Origin of the sequence: Natrinema longum, assembly GCF_017352095.1 — an archaeon.
GTDB classification, from domain to species: Archaea; Halobacteriota; Halobacteria; order Halobacteriales; family Natrialbaceae; genus Natrinema; species Natrinema longum.
In genome coordinates this window covers 1,239,738-1,259,098 of sequence record NZ_CP071463.1, presented here as the reverse complement: position 1 = coordinate 1,259,098, position 19,361 = coordinate 1,239,738, and the positions used below count along the sequence as shown (strand labels likewise).

20 protein-coding genes and 2 tRNA genes are annotated in these 19,361 nt (G+C 61.4%); 16 read left to right on the top strand and 6 right to left on the bottom strand.

All coding sequences use genetic code 11. The annotated features are described in order from the left end of the window. A complete protein-coding gene (locus J0X27_RS06250; protein WP_207271532.1) occupies nucleotides 1-1,032 on the top strand; it encodes a histone deacetylase family protein in 1,032 nt (343 codons plus the stop codon). 115 nt (nucleotides 1,033-1,147) lie between these two features. On the opposite strand, the gene cca is transcribed toward J0X27_RS06250, so the two are convergent. Beyond that, entirely contained in the window at nucleotides 1,148-2,548 is a 1,401-nt protein-coding gene (cca, locus tag J0X27_RS06245; RefSeq protein ID WP_207271531.1) for a CCA tRNA nucleotidyltransferase, read from the bottom strand. Nucleotides 2,549-2,643: 95 nt separating this feature from the next. Between cca and J0X27_RS06240 the strand changes: the two genes are divergently transcribed. From J0X27_RS06240 to J0X27_RS06190, 13 genes are all read left to right on the top strand, one after another. Continuing rightward, nucleotides 2,644-2,716: transfer RNA gene (locus tag J0X27_RS06240), tRNA-Asn, on the top strand. A gap of 166 nt (nucleotides 2,717-2,882) precedes the next feature. Then, nucleotides 2,883-3,470, top strand: a complete 588-nt coding sequence (locus J0X27_RS06235) for a MogA/MoaB family molybdenum cofactor biosynthesis protein (protein WP_207271530.1) — start codon at nucleotides 2,883-2,885, stop codon at nucleotides 3,468-3,470. 251 nt (nucleotides 3,471-3,721) lie between these two features. Continuing rightward, the gene (locus J0X27_RS06230; RefSeq protein ID WP_207271529.1) at nucleotides 3,722-5,245 is read left to right on the top strand and encodes an ABC transporter substrate-binding protein; all 1,524 of its coding nucleotides are present in this window, start codon (nucleotides 3,722-3,724) and stop codon (nucleotides 5,243-5,245) included. 85 nt (nucleotides 5,246-5,330) lie between these two features. Next, the gene (gene nikB, locus J0X27_RS06225; protein WP_207271528.1) at nucleotides 5,331-6,272 is read left to right on the top strand and encodes a nickel ABC transporter permease; all 942 of its coding nucleotides are present in this window, start codon (nucleotides 5,331-5,333) and stop codon (nucleotides 6,270-6,272) included. After that, nucleotides 6,269-7,183: a nickel transporter permease gene (nikC, locus tag J0X27_RS06220; protein ID WP_207271527.1), complete on the top strand. Its 915-nt coding sequence runs from the start codon at nucleotides 6,269-6,271 to the stop codon at nucleotides 7,181-7,183. Before nikB ends, nikC begins: the two co-directional genes overlap by 4 nt. Then, the gene (locus tag J0X27_RS06215) at nucleotides 7,176-9,218 is read left to right on the top strand and encodes a dipeptide ABC transporter ATP-binding protein (protein WP_207271526.1); all 2,043 of its coding nucleotides are present in this window, start codon (nucleotides 7,176-7,178) and stop codon (nucleotides 9,216-9,218) included. The genes nikC and J0X27_RS06215 overlap by 8 nt, the downstream gene beginning before the upstream one ends. 307 nt (nucleotides 9,219-9,525) lie before the next feature. Next, nucleotides 9,526-9,632, top strand: a tRNA-Ile gene (locus J0X27_RS06210). A 168-nt stretch (nucleotides 9,633-9,800) separates the two neighbouring features. Continuing rightward, nucleotides 9,801-10,040, top strand: a complete 240-nt coding sequence (locus J0X27_RS17885) for a DUF7563 family protein (protein ID WP_224214630.1) — start codon at nucleotides 9,801-9,803, stop codon at nucleotides 10,038-10,040. Next, entirely contained in the window at nucleotides 10,033-10,164 is a 132-nt protein-coding gene (locus tag J0X27_RS18070; RefSeq protein WP_277410066.1) for a hypothetical protein, read from the top strand. The genes J0X27_RS17885 and J0X27_RS18070 overlap by 8 nt, the downstream gene beginning before the upstream one ends. 112 nt (nucleotides 10,165-10,276) lie before the next feature. Next, entirely contained in the window at nucleotides 10,277-10,798 is a 522-nt protein-coding gene (locus tag J0X27_RS06205; protein ID WP_207271525.1) for a PD-(D/E)XK family putative nuclease, read from the top strand. Then, nucleotides 10,795-11,103: a hypothetical protein gene (locus J0X27_RS06200; protein WP_207271524.1), complete on the top strand. Its 309-nt coding sequence runs from the start codon at nucleotides 10,795-10,797 to the stop codon at nucleotides 11,101-11,103. Before J0X27_RS06205 ends, J0X27_RS06200 begins: the two co-directional genes overlap by 4 nt. A gap of 2 nt (nucleotides 11,104-11,105) precedes the next feature. After that, entirely contained in the window at nucleotides 11,106-12,725 is a 1,620-nt protein-coding gene (locus J0X27_RS06195; protein WP_207271523.1) for a DUF7845 domain-containing protein, read from the top strand. Between the two features lie 313 nt (nucleotides 12,726-13,038). After that, nucleotides 13,039-13,281: a hypothetical protein gene (locus J0X27_RS06190; protein ID WP_207271522.1), complete on the top strand. Its 243-nt coding sequence runs from the start codon at nucleotides 13,039-13,041 to the stop codon at nucleotides 13,279-13,281. 896 nt (nucleotides 13,282-14,177) lie between these two features. On the opposite strand, the gene J0X27_RS06185 is transcribed toward J0X27_RS06190, so the two are convergent. Further along, on the bottom strand, nucleotides 14,178-15,152 hold the full coding sequence (locus J0X27_RS06185; protein WP_207271521.1) for an LETM1/MDM38 family protein: 975 nt from the start codon (nucleotides 15,150-15,152) through the stop codon (nucleotides 14,178-14,180). 315 nt (nucleotides 15,153-15,467) lie between these two features. Here J0X27_RS06185 and J0X27_RS17880 point away from each other — a divergent pair, with 315 nt between their 5' ends. Further along, the gene (locus J0X27_RS17880) at nucleotides 15,468-15,758 is read left to right on the top strand and encodes a DUF7692 domain-containing protein (protein ID WP_224214631.1); all 291 of its coding nucleotides are present in this window, start codon (nucleotides 15,468-15,470) and stop codon (nucleotides 15,756-15,758) included. A 116-nt stretch (nucleotides 15,759-15,874) separates the two neighbouring features. Then, on the top strand, nucleotides 15,875-16,240 hold the full coding sequence (locus J0X27_RS06180; protein ID WP_207269573.1) for a hypothetical protein: 366 nt from the start codon (nucleotides 15,875-15,877) through the stop codon (nucleotides 16,238-16,240). Nucleotides 16,241-16,245: 5 nt separating this feature from the next. Here the strand turns inward: J0X27_RS06180 and J0X27_RS06175 are convergent, their stop codons facing one another. From J0X27_RS06175 to J0X27_RS06160, 4 genes are all read right to left on the bottom strand, one after another. Further along, nucleotides 16,246-16,629: a PD-(D/E)XK family putative nuclease gene (locus J0X27_RS06175; protein WP_207269572.1), complete on the bottom strand. Its 384-nt coding sequence runs from the start codon at nucleotides 16,627-16,629 to the stop codon at nucleotides 16,246-16,248. A 175-nt stretch (nucleotides 16,630-16,804) separates the two neighbouring features. Further along, nucleotides 16,805-17,980, bottom strand: a complete 1,176-nt coding sequence (locus J0X27_RS06170; protein ID WP_207271520.1) for a hypothetical protein — start codon at nucleotides 17,978-17,980, stop codon at nucleotides 16,805-16,807. Further along, nucleotides 17,973-18,800 carry a hypothetical protein gene (locus J0X27_RS06165; protein ID WP_207271519.1) on the bottom strand — a complete coding sequence of 276 codons (828 nt, stop codon included), beginning with the start codon at nucleotides 18,798-18,800 and terminating at the stop codon, nucleotides 17,973-17,975. The genes J0X27_RS06170 and J0X27_RS06165 overlap by 8 nt, the downstream gene beginning before the upstream one ends. Next, complete coding sequence (locus J0X27_RS06160; protein WP_224214632.1) at nucleotides 18,797-19,360, bottom strand: DUF8063 family protein; 564 nt, start codon at nucleotides 19,358-19,360, stop codon at nucleotides 18,797-18,799. The genes J0X27_RS06165 and J0X27_RS06160 overlap by 4 nt, the downstream gene beginning before the upstream one ends. Nucleotide 19,361 lies beyond the last annotated feature (1 nt).

Below are 19,361 nucleotides of genomic sequence, written 5' to 3'. Positions count from 1 at the left end.
ATGCAGTTCGGCTACAGCGAGCTCTGTCTCGCACACGATCCCGGTTCGCGCCATCCCGAGTCGCCGGACCGGCTACGGGCGATTCGGGAACGGCTGAAGAAAAAACACGGCGTCGAGTACGTCGAATCCGACTCCTGCGAACTCGACACGATGGCGGCCGTCCACGAGCGGGCGTACCTCGAGTCCGTCCGGGAGTTCTGTGACGATGGCGGTGGCAGCTGGGATCCCGACACCACCGCCGTCGAAGAAACGTGGGACGCGGCCCGTCAAAGCGCCGGGCTCGCCTGCTGGGCCGCCGAACAGGCCCTCGAGGGAGCAACGGGACGAGAGACGCCGTTCTCGATCGGCCGTCCGCCGGGCCATCACGCGGTGTACGACAACGCCATGGGGTTTTGTTTCGTCAACAACGTCGCCGTCGCCGCCCAGCACGCGCTCGATCACGACGAGTACGACGTCGACAGCGTTGCGATCATCGACTGGGACGTCCACCACGGCAACGGGACGCAGGACATCTTCTACGATCGGGGCGACGTCTTCTTCGTCTCGCTCCACGAAAAGGAGCTCTATCCCGGCACTGGAGCGATCGACGAAATCGGGGACGGCGACGGTGAGGGGACGACGATGAACGTCCCGATGCCGGCAGGAACCGACGACGCCGAATACCTGGCCGCCCTCGAGGGGCCGATCACCGCCGCACTGACCGACTTCGATCCCGACTTGCTGTTGATCAGCGCCGGCTTCGACGCCCACCGCCACGATCCGATCTCCCGGATTCGCCTCTCGACGGAGGCCTACGCCCTCATGAGCGACCGCGTCCGATCCCTCGCCGACGACACCGACGCCGCGCTCGCGTTCGTCCTCGAGGGCGGCTACGGGCTGGACGTGCTCGCCGACAGCGTGGCCATCGTCCACGAAACGTTCGACGGTCGCGAGCCGATCGAACCCGACGACGACGAACTCGGCGACAACGCGGAATCCGTCCTCGAAGACGTCCTCGAGGCCCACGACCTCGAGCCGGAGCTGGGCGACTGAGACGGTCTGCTGTAACGATCGGTGTAACCGCTGTCATGGGTTACACCGTCGCTGACGTACAGCAGACCGTATGGACGGGTAGAACTGGTCGACTGGACCGCGTGGCCGGCCGGACTCAGGGACGCGGATCGAAGTAGGCCGCGAGCTCCGTTCCGAACGCTTCTAAGAGGGCGGTGACCTCCTCGTCGAGCAGGACTTCGTAGCCGTCCTCGAGTGCGGTCTCGACGTGTGCGCCGAGCCCCACGTCGAACAGGCGATCGCTCTCGAGAAACGCGCGAGCGGTAGTGAACGCCCGCTCGCGCTCGGTCACGTATCGGCCGTCCTCGATGAAGGGACCGTAGGCGTCGGCATCGTCGGCGTAGGTGTCGTAGAACCCCTCGGCGTGGTCACGAACGTGAACGGGCGGCCCCGCGTGGCGTTCGACTGCGGGGCGCTCACTGACCGCGAGTTCGGCGAAGACGACGGCGGTCTCGTCCGCGATCGCCGTCGATCGGAAGACGTCGAACCCGCGATCGTTCAGCCCCTGTGTGATTCCCGTCACTGATTTCTGTAGCTGCGGGTAGAGCTGATCCTCGACGAGGTCGGGCGCGTCGAACCGGATCGCAACGGCGGTGGTGCCCCGGCGAGCGAGGTGTCCGAGCAGTTCGGATTCGGACAGGGGGGCGGGCTCGTCGGGTTCGAAGAGGTCGAACCGGGGCGTCTCGAGGAACTCGCGGGCGTAGTGTTGGAACCGGGCGACGTTCTCGGACGAGCAGACGGCCGCGACGTTGCGCTCGGGGTCCGTCGGATCGATGACCACGAGCGGATCGTCGAACGTCGTGTGGCCGTGGGCTTCGGGATCGAGTTCGACCGGCGGCTGCCAGTCGGCCGCGGCCTCGAGTAGCGCTCGAACGCCGCCGTACTCGCAGACGAGCAGTTCGGTCAGATAGCCGCTGAAGCCACGCGTTCGGAGATCGCTGCCGTAGACGCCGATTCCGGTGAGGAACTGCTTGGCAACGCGGACGTCGCCCGCGAGGTCGTCGTCGAGTCGCTGTTGCAGGTACCGGGTGTGAAACGGCGTCCGGTCGACGGCCGATCGGATCTCGGTGGCCGACTCGAGTCGGAAACAGGGGACGACGTCGATGTCGAACCCCTCGACCGCTCCCTTGACGTACGGATGTTCGGCGTACTCCTCGTGACCCTCCGGAAGGGTCGCGTGGCCGACCTCGAGGCCGTACTCCTCGAGCGTTTCGCGGTCGAGTTCCGGCGGGAATCGGACGAAGATGTCGATGTCGCGATCGCCGCTGATCCAGGTGTCGCGTGCGGTCGAGCCGACCTGCAACACGTCGGCGTCGGAACACAGCGCCGTCGCCGCGGTTTCGGCCCGATCCATGAGCCGGTCGGCGACCTCGCGGAGGCGTCGCCGTTCGTCCTCGTCGGGCGTGACCCGTGCTCGAACCTCGGCGACGACGTGTTCGACGTCTCGATGCCCGTCTCTCTCGGCGGGTTCGTCGCCGTCTGCGTCCTCCTCGCTCATCGGGTAGGGGTACTCGAGCAGTGCGTGAAAGGGTGTCGAACCCGATGCAGGCAAAACGAAAGCCCTATCAAATGCACCCGGCTATCACAGGATGAGCCGAAGTAGCTCAGATGGTAGAGCACCTCGCTGTTAACGAGGTTGTCCCAGGTTCGAGTCCTGGCTTCGGCGCTTCTTCGAAACTTACGGTCACGGGAGAGCCGTCTCCTTCCTGGAAACGCGATCCAACGCGATACCCGTCGCGATAACTGGGCTGTCGCTCGCTCGGACCGACCGGCAGCCGATCTGCTGCCGTTCGGGGGAGGGATTAATCGTCTTCCGGCAGTGACGTGCGTACATGTCCAGTGATAGCGACGACCGACGGAGTACCGACGCTCACGGCCACGACGTCATCGACCCGCTCTACGTCGGCATCGTCACCGTCTCGAGCTCGCGCGCGGGCGAGGACGATCCCGACGATCCCGGTGGCGATACCATTCAGGCGTGTTTCGAAGCCGAGGGCCACGAGATTCAGGAACGACTGCTGGTCCGGGACGACTACTCGGCGATCCGGACCGCGGTCCGGGGGCTGGTCGCGCGCCGGGATATCGACGTCGTCTGTACCACCGGCGGTACCGGCGTCACCGCCGACGACGTTTCACCGGAGGCGACGTCCGCACTGTTCGAGCGCGAGTTGCCCGGGTTCGGCGAGTTGTTCCGATCGCTCTCGTGGGAGGAAGTCGGTACGCGGGCGATGGCCTCGCGCGCGACGGCGGGAATCGCCGTCGATACGCCGGTCTTCTGTCTCCCCGGAAGCAAAAGCGCCTGTGAGACCGCCTGCACGGAACTGATCGTCCCCGAGACCCCACATCTCGCCGGACTGGCGACGCGTCACCGTTCGAACGGAACCGATCGGTCACTTGACGAGTACGGAACCGGGGACTGAGCGGTCCTACTGCCCGATATTTTGTTTCTGGATCGCTCCGGTCGCCCGTGAGTGTCGCCTTCGATCGATGCCAAGCGACAGCTCCGATCGATTCGAACCGTTAATAAAATAAAGTTTCACTTGTACAATTTCACTTGTGAAGAACACGAGTCACGTAGACGGATCCGTTCGTCGCGAGACGATCGGCAACGAGTCAGGAGACGGATCGGACGGGGAATCACCGGCAGCCGCGTGTCGAGAGCGGCGATAGTATGCGTGGGAGTCATTCGAGACGGCGCGTTCTCGGGAGCATCGGTGTCGGTATCGGTTCGATGGCGGGGTGTCTCACCGGTTCGTCCGACGGAGCCGAAGTAACGGTTGCTCGCCCTGAGACGTCACAGGACGGCAACTGGGGCGTCTACGGCGGCGTCATCCCATACTACACCGAGGTGTTCGAGCCGCTCGTCCGAGCGAACGCCGAGATGAAACCGGAACCGCTGCTCGCGACCGACTGGAAACGGATGGACGAGTACACGTGGCGGTTCGACCTCCGCGAGGACGTGAGGTTTCACAACGGTGCGGAGTTGACGGCCGAGACCGTCGTCTCGTCGTTCGAAACGCTGATCGACCACCACGAGGCGACTGGCTGGATCAACGTCGAACCCGACGGTGTGCGGGCACTCGCCGACCATGCCGTCGCGTTCGAGACGACCGAACCGTTTCCGACGTTTCCGGGATCGATCTCACACAGCTACTTCGGGATCGTCCATCCCGACACTGACGTGGACGAGAGCGCCGCGATCGGGACGGGACCGTTTCGACTCGCGGACCGCGACGGCGACGACGTGACGCTCGTCCCCTACGACGATCACTGGCGCACCACCCCAACCGTCGACCGACTCCGGTTCGAGGTCGTCAGCGACGCGACCACCCGCACCGAGGCGCTCGAGGGAGCGGCTGCCGATATCGCTCTCGGCCCGCCACGCAGCGCCGTTTCCCAACTCGAGGCGGCAGCAGGGACGACCGTGGCGACCCAGCGAGCGCCCCACGCCTGCTTCGGGGCAGTGAACATCTACGCGGAACCGACCGACGACAGGACGTTCCGGCGGGGGCTCGCCCACGCCATCGACCAGGAACGGCTCGTCGACACTGTCCTCGAGGGGATCGGCGATCCCGCCCGTGGTCCCATCTCGCCGGAGATCCCGTGGGCCGTCCACGACGACCTTCCGACACATGGGCCCGACCGCGACCGGGCCCGCGACCTCGTCGCGGACTCGGCGTATACCGGCGAGACGCTCGAACTCTTGATCGATGGCGACGAGCCGGACGATCGGACCGTCGCCGAGCGGCTCCAGCACGTGTTCGACGAGATCGGCGTCGACAGCGAGATTACCAGCGCCGAATCGGCGGCGTTCAGGGAGCGGTTCGTCGGCGGCGAGGCCCACGTCACGATCGTCTCGTTTGGATCGAACAGCGCCGCGTCGGACTACCTCATCCGGGCGATGTTCCACTCGCTGGGCAGTGACAACCGCGATCTGTACGAACAAGAGGGAACCGGCGTGATGAATCCCGGTCCGGAGGTCGATCGGCTCATCGAGGACGGCTACCAGGCGGACTCGTCCGAAGCGAAACGCGAGGCCTACGGTGCGGTCCAGCGACGCGTCGTCGACGACGCGGTCGTGCTCCCGCTGTACTATCGCGAGTACGTGCTTGCCCACGAGACCGACATCGTCGCACCGCAACTCCACCCGATCGACAAACTGATCGACTTCACCGAGAGCGAACGGAGGCAGTAACGATGGAACGACTGGTTTTCGACACCACAACCGCGACGGCGACCGAGCGCGAGTGCCGTTGCGCAATCACCGATCCAACCGTACCATGAGCTACCTGCTACGGCGAATCGCGAGTTCCGCCGTCGTCTTACTCGGCGTTACGGTCCTCACGTTCGGACTAACCCATCTGACCCCTGGCGACCCGGCACGGACGATACTCGCCGAACGACACGGCCGTCAGCCCTCCGAACAGTCGGTCGCGGAGTTTCGTGCCGAACAGGGACTGGACGAACCGATCCCGCTCCAGTACATCGACTGGCTCGGGAACGTCGTGCGCGGTGATCTCGGTCGATCGTACTACGGCGACGGTACTGTCCTCAAGTTGCTGGTCGAGCACCTCCCGAACACGGTCGAACTCGCCGGCGTGTCGATTCTCGTCGCCGTCGTCATCGCGGTCCCGGTCGGCACCCTCAGTGCCATCTATCGAGGGACCTGGATCGATTATCTCGGCCAGATCGCCGCCCTGATCGGTGTCTCGATGCCGAACTTCTGGCTCGGCTACCTCCTCATTATCGGCGTCGCGCTCCGACTCGAGTTCGTCCCCGTTTACGGGGCCGGGACGCTCGCCCATCTCGTGTTGCCGGCGCTGACGCTCGGGAGCGGGATGGCCGCGCTCCTCACACGACTCGTCCGCTCGTCACTGCTCGAGACACTCGCGGAACCGTACGTCGACGCGGCCCGCAGCCGGGGACTTGCCGAACGCGGTGTCGTGGTCGCCCATGCGCTTCGGACCGCCCTCTTGCCAGTCGTGACGATGGTCGGACTCCAGTTGGGCTCCGTCTTGGGCGGTGCCGTCGTCGTCGAAGTGGTGTTCCAGCGACCCGGTCTCGGCACGCTAGTGGTCGACGCCGTCTTCGCTCGCGACTATCCGATCGTTCAGGGGGCCACGCTCGTGGTCGGCGTCACCTTCGTCATTGTCAACCTGCTGACCGATCTCGCGTATCGCCGTCTCGATCCCCGCGTCTCGTTGCGAGGTGATCGCGCGTGAGCGCACTCGAGACCTACCGCTCGAGCGTCTCGGCGTGGCTCGAGCGTCCGACAGTTCGTGCGCTCCGGCGGAACCCGTCGGCGGTCGTCGGCGCGGTCGTCGTCGGCACGCTCGCCCTCCTCGCGACCGTCGGGCCGGTTCTCGTTCCGTCCGATCCGAACGCACAGCAACTCGCCGCTCGGCTGCAGGGGCCGTCGCTTGCCCATCCCCTCGGCACCGATCAGCTCGGCCGCGACGTCGCCACCAGGCTCCTCTATGGTGCCCGCGTCACGCTCGGTATCGCCCTCCTCGTTACGGCGGTCCGGCTCTCGATCGGCGTCACCGTCGGTCTCGTCGCGGGCTACTGTGGCGGCCGGCTCGACGAGGCGTTGATGCGGCTGGTCGATATCCTGCTCGCTTTCCCCGGCATCGTCCTCGCGCTCGTCGTCGCCGGCGTGCTCGGGCCGAGTCTCACGAACCTCACCCTCGCGCTCGCCACCGTCGGCTGGACGCGCTACGCTCGCATCGTCCGTTCGAGCGTCCTCGAGTTACGGGAGCGACCGTTCGTCGCGGCCTCGCGGCTGACCGGTGCGCCACGGCGTCGCGTGCTCCGCCGCCACGTCCTGCCGAACGTCGCCGGTCCGGTCGTGGTGCTGGCGACGCTCGATCTCGGCGGCGTCATCCTCTCGGCCGCCGGCCTGTCTTTCCTCGGGCTCGGAGCACAGCCGCCAACGCCCGAGTGGGGGACCATGCTCTCGACCGGTCGCCACCACTTGCAGGAGGCGTCGTGGCTGGTCAACGCGCCCGGACTGGCGATCGTCCTCGCAGTGCTTGGCACGAACCTGTTGGGTGATGGCCTGCGGGACGCGCTCGATCCAGCCGATCGGACCGACTCCCGGGACGTTCGAACGGAAGTGAACCGCCGTGAGTGAGCCGTTGCTCGATGTCTCGGACCTGCGCGTGCGGTTCGATACCGATACCGGGACGGTCCGCGCCGTCGACGGGCTCTCACTGTCGGTCGCGCCCGGCGAGATCGTCGGGCTCGTTGGCGAGAGCGGCTGTGGCAAATCAGCTGCCGTGCGCGCGATCGCCGGCCTCCACGGCGACGCGGCGCGCGTCGACGGTACCGTCACGTTCGACGGCACCGATCTGCGCGCGCTCCCGGCCGAGCGTCGCCGCCGCATCCGCGCGACCAGGCTCTCGACGGTCTTTCAGGATCCCTCGGCGACGTTGACGCCAACGCGGAGCGTCCGATTCCACCTCGAGGAAGCGTTGCGGCTCGCCGACCGTCCCGAGGACCGCTCGCTCCGCGGGGCGCTGGGGCTCGATCCACGCAACTGGGGTAGGGCGGGTCGTGCCCGTCGCGAACGCGCGCTCGAACTCCTCGAACAAGTGGACCTCGACGATCCCGCCTACCTCGAGCGCTATCCACACGAATTGAGCGGCGGTGAGGCCCAGCGCGTCTCCATTGCCGTCGCGCTCGCGTCCGATCCCGACCTATTGCTCGCCGACGAACCGACGACGGCACTGGACGCAACGACGCGGACGGCCGTTCTCGAGTTGCTCGCGGAACTCGTTGCCCAGCGAGACCTGGCGACGCTGCTCGTCAGTCACGACCTGCAACTCGTCGGCGAGTACTGTGACCGGGTCGTGGTTGCGTACGCCGGCACGGCGATGGAAGCCGGCTCCGCAGACCGCGTGCTCACGGCCCCACGCCACCCGTACACGCGGTTACTGCTCTCCTGTAAGATAGACGGAACGCCCCCAGGTGAGCGGCTTCCGACCATCGACGGGACGGTACCGGACCCGACTGCCGAGTCGGCCGGGTGTCCGTTCGCGCCCCGCTGTCCTCATGCGACCGAGACGTGCCAAACGACGGCCCTTCCGACGGTCGATATCGAGACCGACGGTCGGGTCCACTGTAGCGAACGCACGGCGATCGAGGCCGCAACTGGAGGCCCACTCACTGGGTCGCCCTCGACTGCTGACGCCGGCCGAGACCGCTCTCGGCCGACCGAACCGTCCGCTGGGACGGCAGCCGCTGCCGCTGGGGACCGCTCTCAGCTATCGAATCCGGGCTCCTCCGCGTCGAGTTCGTCGACCTTCGGCAACGAGACGACCGAGCACGAGGGGCCACTCCTCGAGCTTCGGGACGTCTCCAAGCGGTATCCGGCCGACGACTCGTGGCTCTCGCGCCTGCGCGGCCGCGAACGACACGTCCGGGCCGTCGACGACGTTTCACTCACCGTCCGTCGCGGCGAAACCCTCGGCCTCGTCGGCGAAAGCGGTGCAGGGAAGTCGACCGTCATCGATCTGATCACCGGCCTCGAGTCCCCGACGGCCGGGACGATCAGGTTCGATGGCGACCCCATCGGGACAGTCGACAATCGGTCACAGGAGCACCTCGCCGCCGTCGGCCGACTCTTCCAGCACCCACGCTCGAGTCTCGATCCCCGGCAGCGTGTCCGGACGGCGATCGAAGAACCGCTTCGCGAGGCTGACTGGAGTCGGGAGCGCCGACGCCAACGGATTGCCTCGTTGCTCTCCCTCGTCGGACTCGACGATCGCCATGCCGACCGCCGACCCCGCCAACTGTCCGGCGGCCAGTGCCAGCGCGTCGCCCTCGCGCGTGCGATCTCGCTCGAGCCGTCCGTGGTCGTCCTCGACGAGCCGACGGCCGCACTGGACGTCTCCGTTCGCGCGCAGGTATGCAATCTGCTACTCGACCTGCAGGCACGGCTCGACTGTGCGTTCGTACTCGTCAGCCACGATCTCGGCGTCGTCCGCCACCTCGCCGATCGAATCGCCGTGATGTGCGATGGCCGCATCGTCGAGTCGAACTCAGCAGAGCGACTCTGTACCGATCCCGAGCATGCCGCGACCAAGCGACTCCTCTCGGCAGCGAGCGGACTCACCTACTCCGAACCCGACTCGTCCGACGATTCCCGTGGGCTCCCCGAGGTCTGATGCAATCGACCCACTCGCTGCCCCGGTTTCGCTCGTGAGCCCGACCACGCCATCGCAGTCCTCCGACGCCATCGTCGCCGACTTCCAGGCCCACTGCGTCGGGAACGTCGACTCCAGTAGCCACTGCAACGAGTGGCGCACTGAGCACACCGCTGTCGTGCGATCAGATGGACACTACCGCTCGGGCACGACTGTACGACCCCCCCCCGAATGACCAGCCGAGCGCGGAGTGACTGCTCGAGTCGGTCGACTCGAGCGCAACGGAGAGTAAGGGTTAACTATATTCCATGGTTTCCCCCAAGTGCAGGGGCCCTTAGCTCAGTCTGGTAAGAGCGCTCGGCTCATAACACGATCTGACCGAGTGAGATCGTGTGAGACACCGAGTGGTCGATGGTTCGAATCCGTCAGGGCCCATCCGCAAAAAGCCCGAAGCGTGGCCGAATCCTATTCGGCTACAAAAGCTCGTCTAAACGGGTCGAAACGGTCATTCTATACTTCGGACGTACCGACCTCTGAACTGGAACCGAACCAGCGACTGGTTCCGGGTCGTCGCAGTCATGCGAAATTAGTAGCCGAAACGGGGTGGTCGGCGTGACGGTCGCTCCCTGGCCGTCGGTCGACAACTCGACGTGCGAACACTGTGGGGCTCATGTCACCGATCGGTTCCGCCGTGTCTTCGGTGACGACGACGATCGCGCTCATCGGTGCGGTGACTGCGATACGTACGCACGACTGACCCGCGGCTCTGCAGCTGGCGTCGACGTTTCGGTTCCGGACCCGGAGACATCGCCCGGCCGTCACGGAGGTGAGGCCGATGCGTAGCGGGTTCGTCCAAGCGAGCGAACTGTACGATGTCGAGAGTCGGTCGCCCATCGCCCATCCGGCCCACCAAGCGACCGACGCGGAGATTCGCCGTACTCTCGAGAAGCGAGGTGAGTCGGCGTGAATCGACTCGTCGAAGCCGACGAGTGTGAGCGGTGCGGTGATCGCGTCGACGCACTTCGTCGTCTCTGCCCGGAGTGTACGCGCGTGGTTCGTGACGCGCGGGAGGGTCCGTTATGAGTTCTCGAGCGTCGGAGTTGGAGAGTCCGAAGGCCAGCGGTGACGCTCTCGAGGGAGAAATCGTCCAGGCCGTCGACGAACTCGAGTACGTCAGCGATCACACCGCCACCTGGCACGACGCTCGGACGACCGCCGTCCTCGAGGCGAGTCACTCGCTGCCGTTCTACGGGATCGTCCTCGTTGAACCGGCCGTTCCCGTCGAGATCAAAGGCTGTCAGATAGAGACGAGCAACGGCAGTCGATCGACCCGCGGTCGGTTCTACGTCAAGCGAGCCGCTCACGAGCAACTACTCGAGGCAGCGGGGATGTACCTGTTCGCGGTCTACCTTCCTCGGCCAGGGCTCCCTCAGGTGGCCCGCGCGATCGTGCCGGCGACGCTCGTCGACGAGCTGTTATCCGGCCGGTGGTACGATGTCGGTGGCTCGCGCTCGGAATCCGAGGTCGCAAAACTGGCGTGGTCGCACGTGATCGATCCGGCTGGTGTCGATCCGTCGGTAACGGTAGGTGAGCCGCGGTGAGCGTCGACACCGAATCCGACGATCGCGACCTCGAGGCCGAGTTGGCGAGCGCGGCAGCCGGTCAGGTCGGTGTTCCCGTCGACGCTGTTTGCGTGGGCTGTGGGCGGACCCGCGTCAAGCGTGCCACTCTCGAGGCGATGGACCAGCAGCCCGACGCCGACCCCACGACACTCGAGGCGAGCGACTGTACGTCGTTCAAGCACGTCTGCTATCCCTGCCAGGGAGCGACGTGGTGGAACCCAGTCGCAGTGCTCACCGGCTTGCTCGAGAGCGAGCGAGAGCGGGAGCGCGATCGAGGTGAGTAGCGGTGTCCCAAGTCGAGACGACACCCCACGAGATCGAGGGCCGATGGAAGTGGCCCGACTGGGGCCGCGGTCCGTACGACGCGCTGTCGTCGGTCATGCTCGGCCCGCCCTTCGAGGGCTACCTCGAGATCACGACCGAGATTGACGGCGAGCCCTGGCACCTCGAAGTGAGCTATAGCAAGTCGGGGTTCGCGCCCCGGCTGTCCGACGGGATCAACGCCGAGCGACTGTACGAGTGGGACATCAAGGGACGCGGTCGTGGCGAGCGGAAAGCGTCGTACAATATCTCACCGCGGTTTCCGAACATGCGCCACTGGGAGAGTGGCGAGCGGTTGCAACTCCCCTGGGAGAATCAGGTCGGCGAAGTCGATGGGGTCGACGTCGAGTTCCACACGAGTAACATCGAACCCGACCGCGGTCTCGAGTTGCTGCCGGAGTTCTTCGCGGCGATCTTCGAGCACGCCGGCGAGCGCATTCACTCCGAATACTTCAGAACGACCCCGCATTCGGCGAGTCGAATGTGGGCGTACGAGCGGTACGTTCGGATTCGCCGTGAATGGGCTGAAAAGCTCTCGTCGGCCGGTGTCTTACAGAAAGTCGCGCACTATCTCTCCGACCTCGAGGGAGTGAAAGCCGAGCTCCACATCGACAACGAGGAAGTCGTCAACCACCAGAACCGGCTGTTCTTGAACCCCACGTCGGCCGGCGAACTGCTACCCGGGCACACCTACGGGCGGAAGTTCGAGATCTACCAGCTCGCCGATCCCGACGCGGTCTCGAAGGATCACCCGTCGTACCACCCGAAGGTGGAGGTACTGGTGAACAAGTCGATGAACGACGGCGAGGCATGGGCGTGGGCCGATCGACACGAAGTGACCGAGCAAATCGAGGAGACGCTGTTGAACGCGCTGCACTGGGAAGACATTCCGCTCGGACCCGACGGCAGCGGTGTCTACGTCGCCGACGATCACTTCGACGCCGTCGCTCGAGACGACCTGGTCGAACTGTACGAGGATCCTACACCGCGCCTCGAGGCGAAGTCGGATCACCTGTTGATGACGACGCTGCGAGATATGGGCGAGACTGCCCGCGACGTTTCGGAGACGATCGCGACCGATGGCGGCGCGACGGTCGACGACCTCGCCGACCAGTTGGGAAAACACCCCGCGACGATCTACCGAGCGATCAACGACCTTGGCGACATCCTCGAGTTGGACCAGGGCGACGTGTCGTTTCGAGCCCGGAAGTATCGTGAGGAACTCCGCGCGCTCGTCGAGTCCGCCGAGTACGCGATCGAGAGCTACGCCGATCGGATGCAACACATCATGGGCTTGGCCGATCACGTCGCCGAGTCCTCTCCCTTCCAGGAGTGGCTCGCGAAGAACGGTGCCGACCTCGAGTTCGACGACCAGGGCGAGCCTCGACAGATGCGGATCGATACGATCCTCTCCCGACTGAAGTACGATAGCTTCGAGAACGTCGCCACGATCACCAGTGAAGCCCTCGAGAAATGGTCGAAGTCGGGCAACGATCCGACCACGCTTCGCGGCGTTGAGCTGACCTGGAAGACTCCCGGAGGCGGGACTGAAACCGGATTCGTCGGTGCGGTCGCCGATCGCTGAATCAGCCCGGATAGTGGCAACACTCTCGGTATCGCTGTTTTCTGCAACTCAAGTTGACTACCACCGTTTCCTATGCAAATCTGATTGTAGTTCGTCCCTCGAGGGCCGGGGTCGGCACCGCGATCGCACCGCAGCGCCTGCGGGGTCGTTTCGCGCTTCGCGCGAAAGCCCCCTTGGCGGGTGTCGCCAAGGCGACAGCGCCAAAAAATTACAGCGCCCCACCCCCACCTTCGCACGAAAATCTCCAGTTGATCCACTCGAAATAGCCCCTCTGTGCAACACATCTAATTTGATGAATTACGTTGTCTGTTATATGTCTGATATTGCCAAGGTAGTTGCTCCGATCATAGGATTCGTATCGACGGTGATTATTGTGCTAACGGGTTTTGCTATCCTTTCTCCCTTTGCAGAAAGATGTCCTACAGAAACGTTTCCTGACGCATGCAATTCATTGATTTTCGGTAGTGGGACGGCTCTTTCCAGCTTCATTGGTCCTCTTTCGATTATTGCCTTTATTATCGCGGTATTAGCCTTTGTAGCCGCTAATTCACGGTAATGATGATAAGTTGCCCCTAAGGGAGCAGGGTAATTGCGCGGCGCGCAGAGCGTGAACCGCGCTAGCGCAAAGATTAGCCAACTGATTCGAGGCGATAGAGCGGCGTTGCCACTGGTAGGATGGGGCGGAACTTTGATAACATGGATTGTCGGACATGCCTACGAGGATTTATTAACCAAGACGGGGCCAGAGTCAGCGTCATGCGACACCCGCAAGATGACCTATTGATCATCTACGCGCTCGTACAGCTTGCTCACGACAATAAAACAACTCCGCGAGAAGAGGAAGCGCTGAACCTCGCAGCTGACATTGCAGATCAACACGGACTCACTGTCACTGACGCGATCCTCCAGGTCGAACTATAGTGGCTAAGGCAAAGGTCCAGATCAACTGTCTCGCCCCCGCACTGTCGCCAAGTTGTAGCGCAAAAAATAACAGCACCCACAGTTGACCAAGTCACTATTATTCGTTAGCGACGTGTCCTTCTCATTGGTAAAAATACATCCTCAAAGCTATGATAGCCACGATATCCATTTTCATCAAATTCAGGAATTTTAGTCTGTCGCAATCGAGACTTGGTTTTTTCTTCAAGTTCCCTAAAGTGGCTTTCACAAAATAGCCAATAGTCAGCTATATATTTGTGGCTCTGTGGATTCGGTTGGGGTGGTGTATCATATCGTTTTGTTCGCCATGTTCCATATTCTGCTCCGCGATCACATAATCCGCACTGGTAGGGTACTTTGTCATCAATTACGCTTTCAAAACAATCGTTGCAGAGTTTAATCCGGCCATTCTTTTTAAATTCTAAATGGATGACATCGTGATTTGATCCTTCTCCACATATCGCACAGAGGCTAGGAGCCACTAATAACTTTGAATTTGGTAAAGGGGGCATCTCAAAACTCACTTAGAGCAGTTTGTGATTCACTTGCGAGTTGAACTGTATCTGTGTTGGAATTATAATGTACCCCACCAGCATCATCAAGAGATTGTAGCCGGTATCGAATATTTTGTTCGGATATGTTTGTCAGACTGTTTAATTCCTCGACCGTTATACCATCATACTCCTGTATAAATCCATATATTTCTTTGGTCTGTTCTATTCTTTTCCTCCATTTTTCATTTTTATCATTGTTTTGTTGATATCGCCTCATTTTTCGTATATCCCTTTGCATCTTCCTCATATGTCCTGAGATTTCCTCTAATGGTTCTTCATTCCATATTTCATCTGACTCCGATCTAGTGACTATTACTCCAAAATCCACAGAACTGGAGAATTCTTTTTCTTCTTCAAATCTATCTTCACATGTTAATCTATAGTCAATTACTGACGAGGCATTGTTCTCTTCTAAATAGTTTTTTATTTCATCAATTGATAGTAGCCAACTGTCTCCATCAACAATTATCGGAAAACCATGTTTTTCTCCGGGTGGCAGATTTGGGACTTCCCACGTTTTCTTTTCTCCTGCTACTTCCCACTCTGCGCTGACATCAAATGCAGCACCGTTTCCAGTATTTTGAATTACAAATTGTACAGAAGTAAGACTAAGGAAATTTACACCAGCTGTTAGATGTGGGGTGAATTGTTGTTCCATTAGTGACTCTTGATTCTCTTGTATTGTAGTTTGTTCAGACTGAATTCTGGCTTGCTTATTATATAGCAATAGTAACCCAAATGTAAGAACGATTGTGCCAGCAGCACTAGCAATCATTGCGAAGTCAGAAGGAGAAAGCGGTAAATCTACTTCAACCCAGTTCGTATATCCAATTATCTCAAAAACAGACCACAGGACAAGTGCGATTATTAAACCATAAGCAATCCAAAGTGCTGCTCTTTCTTTGATTTTGTTCAGTGAAATATTCGGCACCATCTTCTATTGTTTCCCATACCATAGTATATTTATAATTCCTGTGGCTCAGATTTCTGAGCGGTCCCTTTCTTAATTTGTGAAGGACTCTCCAATCCATGCGTTCTTAGTCTCTATGCCCTCGGGGTTGCATGCCGCGAAGATCAATTTCCCCAATATGAACACGAACCGAGTACCGGCCGTGTTCATATGACGTGGGCTGCCGCCGCGATCCACCTGGTCCCCACGTCGATCACGTCGTGCTCTGACCTCTTTTTATAAACTGAACCGGCTCGAGTGAACCGAAAAAACTAGAAATAGCGGGTTGTGTTCACGACCATGTCTCACGACGAGATACCCGGTTCCGTTCGGATCCGGACCGACGACGGGAACGAATGGCGATTCGATGCGATTCAGAAAGCCGCCCGATTCTACGATTGTAATCGGAGCAACGCGGTCGCGTTCGCTTGCGAAGATATTGACTCACTCGTCTCCGCAGCTCGGACCGTCCTCGAGCGCGACGACCTCTCCCGTGAGCAGCGCCGGGAGATCGCCGAGACGCTGAGTACTCGCGCAGTTCGCTTCGATGTTGACACTTCTATCTCAGTAACACCAAAAGGAAAAATGTAACCCGTCGACGGGGGTCAGCCGTATCAGTAATTCACCGATATTATAGAGAGTTAAGCACTGACACCCCTTGTTTCGGTATGCCTAAAAACTTGGAGTGCCGTGGTTCCGATAGAGGTATGCAACCAGCAGTAACCCGCGGGATAGCGTTGAACCGTCCGGCAAGCCCACCAATACGTCTCTCGTTCGGTTTGTTCTGGTTGGTTGATCTCGTCGCTACAGTATTCCTCTTTCTCGTTCCGTACGCCACCGAACTCAATCCGATCACGACCCACTTCTATAATCTAATCGGACTGCCCGGTGTCGTTCTTGCAGGAAGTATCTACGCCGTCGCGGTCGTTATGATCGGGCACTATCTCCCGAAACCATACGATGCACTGTTCGCTGTCGGTGCTGTTCTCGTGTATGCCGTCTGTGCAAGCAACAATGTCATCCTCCTAATGAGCGGAGAACCAGTCGTCGAAACACTCATTCTCTCCTTATAACATATTCAGAAAATGGAGTCGATCGAGATCTTCGCTTGCTCGGTCCCGCGGTGATCGCCACCGCCGTGCCACCGAAATAGAGGCAGATCGCTCGAGCGGACCATCTTGTCATTGAGGATCGTACAGCCGCTTTGTCCGTGGGGTCGATAGACGACGAAACAGTACCAGCCGTCGTGCCGCCGGAGTTTCTCGTGATACTGGCGATAGACCTTCCAGTTCCCCGGCTGCCCATCACTGTGCTCGAGCATCGTACTCTTGATTTCGACCGGCGTTCCGTTCCCGAATCTCGCATCGTGCCAGCTCGAGCGCTCGAGATCGAAGCGGCGCTTCCGCGCCATGCGCTTTTCGCAGATCGTCCCGAAGTGGTTGGCCCGCTGGGATCGATTCACGCGGACCACGCGCATCGCGCGCCGATATATATACTTCTCCGCTGGTGTCTCGCCGCGATCGCGAGCGATGGGCGAGGATTGTGAGTAATTGAGGGTGTGTGAGCGCTGGGCGTTGGGCCTGCGATCCCCCTAAACGGGGGTCGATTCCGGTTTACAGCTTTCCACCCCGACGCTCTCATGCGATCACCTGTTCGACCGTGTTAACCCAATCGGCCTTTTCCCCGCCCTCATCGATGTCGTTCCACCAGTTTGAGACGGTAGCGTGGCTGTAGGGAACGTATTCGGCGGTTTCGCGAGCAGACATGCCTTGCTGCCGGCAGGTTTCCATCGTCCACGCAGCGACCCTCTTGACCTCGCTTTCGGCAATCTCGGGGCCACCATCGTCGCTCGCGGGAGCGGACCAGGACCAGTCCGCTTCGTCGTTCGTGTGAGGTTCGAAATCGGCTGGCGGAATACCTTTCAGTGGCCGCGGATCGACGTCTTTCAGCTTCCCGCCAGCGATCCGCTCGGCGATGAGAGCCTTCCCCTTGTTGTTCCGGTCGGGCTTCTTGAGAATCGTACCGACGCGCCACAGGAGCGGATGGATCGAACTCTCGTCGTGACCGATATAGACGAGTGCGCCGTTGTACTTGCGGATTTTGAACACGAGCGGCCCCATCAACTTCCGGACCTTCTGGCCGTCTTTTCCGGTGCCGCTTCCGTTCGTACTGAACTCGTCGCCGATGAACAGTTTCGGCTGTTGGGGATTCGTGACCGGGTCGCCGTCCTGGCCGACCCATTCCTCGAGGAGGGGATAGTTCGGGATCCAGCCGTCCTCGACGGAACCATCGTCGCGAGTCCAGTCGTCGTTGCGATCCAGCGTTCGGATGTTACTCGCGACGCGGAGATCGCCGTCGACCCAGCGATCCCGCAGCTGTGTGACGAGACACGCGAGGTTCGTTTTGCCAGCTCCCATTTCGCCGAGGATCACGATCACCGGCGCGGGTCCCGCGACGATCTGCCGGAGCCGAGAGATCGCTTTGATACCGGAGAGATCGGCCTCTTGGCTCGGGTCGCCGATGTAGTGTTTCAGCGTCAGCGTGTCGCCGTTGTCGAGCGCTTGGCGGGCCGTCGCGCTTCCCTCTGCTTGCAGGATGTCTCGATTCTTGCCGACCGAGAGATAGTCCGCGGCGGCCTTCCCGTCCCAGCGGTCCGGGTCGTGATGAATCGCCCGCATGGCCATTTGACGGTCGATTTGCTCGTCTCTCACGAACCCGGCGTGGGGAAGCACCTCGTCGGGATCGCGCTTGAGGTTGTTGCCCTGGTACTCGCGAAAGCCGCCGACCGTGTAGTTGTCCTGTTCGTCACTCATCGCGACCACCGTCCGCTCGAGCGGGTGAGTGGATCCCGTCGACGGTATCGTACAGCCGATTCGGACGTGGTCGGGGTGCATGCTCGCCGTGCCTACGGATGTACTCGTCCTCGTAGCCGTCGATGTCTTCGATGTCCTCGGGAGGCTTGTCCTCAACATCGGATTTGGCCGCGTCGAAGCGATCTTTGACCGACGTTTTCGGGTTCATCAATCCCCTCTCGTCGGCTTCCGCTTCTTGATTGATCACGTCGCTCTGGATCTCGAGCCCCATTTTCGAGATACGTCCACGGAGTCGATTCAACTCAAGGAACGCGTCGACGAGGTCGCCGTGAACGTCCTCGAGCATGGCCTTACTCGTGACGAGTTTCGAATCGGCCATCTGACTCATGTAACAGCCGGTCACCCGGAGTTCGTCCATGTCCTCGAGGTGTTCGAACTCACGGACTTCGTAGGCATCGCCGTCGTTGGCGACGTACGGGCTCGGTCCGTCGACGGTCTTCTGTTCCCACAACTCCGGCGCGACGTAGTACTTTTCGCGGGTGTCGGTCACGCCGTTGATGTGGTACACCGTCTCTCTGTGCCGGTTGCGGAGCTTTTCGGCACCGACCGCGAACAGGCCGAACAGCGGCGGCCCGAGTAGCATCAACGCAACGGCGATCCCGACCGCGACCGGCGGCACACCAGGGACCGACGGACGGACCAACAGCAACAGGATGCCGACCGAGATCGCGATCCCGATCACGAGCAACTGTGCCTCTGCAACGATGTACGTGAGTCGGTCTTTCCAACTGCCGAACGTCGTGCTCAGGTTCTCACTCATGCTTTTTCAACCCCCTTCGATTCGGTTTTCACCACATAGAACGCAGCAAGCGCGGCGAGTCCGACCGTCATGAGTACGCCCGTGAACAGTCCGCTCGCACCACCGAACGACTCAAACGGATCGTCGCTTCCCGACATGCCGCTCGAGAGTCGGACGGTGCCGCCGCGAGTCGAGACCGAAACGGCAGAGTCGCCGTTGATCGACGCGACGGACAGCGAGATCTCGTTGCGTCCCTCGCTCAGTTGGTATTCTTTCTCGGGGACTTTCGTCGCCCCGGCCTGTTCGATCCCCGCGAGCGCGTCGCTCACGATCATCGGCTGGGGTTCCTCGCTTTCGATCACTATCTGAGCATCGCCGTTGCCGACATCGAACTCGACAACTCGGGTTTGATCGTCGATCGCGATCTGCTCGAGGGCGGTTTGGTTGCTCTCGTTGCCCGGAGCGCTCTGGTTCTCCCCGTCTTGTGCGCTCACAGGCCCAACGCCCATGCCCATCGCCGCGATCGCGATGACTGCGAACGCCAGCACTACCCGCGTCTTTGAAAACTCAACACGAGACATG